This is a genomic window from Seonamhaeicola marinus (assembly GCF_008085455.1).
Genome location: NZ_VSDQ01000461.1, coordinates 466 through 925, shown reverse-complemented (window position 1 = coordinate 925; position 460 = coordinate 466). Strand labels below are relative to the sequence as shown.

Below are 460 nucleotides of genomic sequence, written 5' to 3'. Positions count from 1 at the left end.
AAAAGAATTATTTACGGCACTTGTTGGTGATGTTTTGGATCAAATGGGCTACGAACACCAATTTTTATCTCCAAATCTAAAACCTGTAGAAAAAACAATGGTGGTTATTGGTAGAGCTATGCCCGCTTTAGAAGCAGATGTTTTTGCAGAATCTGTAAAAGGCTCTAAAAATCCCCTTATGGAAAAACCATTTGGCCTTATGTTTGAAGCTTTAGACAGTTTGAAAAAGAATGAAGTATACATCTGCACAGGGTCTTCTTTTAATTATGCTTTATGGGGCGGATTAATGAGTACACGCGCTATGAAATTAGAAGCTAATGGCGCTGTAGTAAACGGTTACTCTAGAGATACTAATGAAATTGAAAAGTTAAAATTCCCTACAATTTCTGCTGGTACTTACGCACAAGACCAAGGCCCTAGAGGGAAAGTTATTGACTACGGAGTACCTATTGAAATTAAT

The 460-nt window shown here is 36.7% G+C and carries 1 protein-coding gene; it reads left to right on the top strand.

The features are described from left to right. A partial coding sequence (locus FUA24_RS07735) for an RraA family protein (RefSeq protein WP_246146987.1) occupies nt 1-460 on the top strand: 460 nt, incomplete at both ends.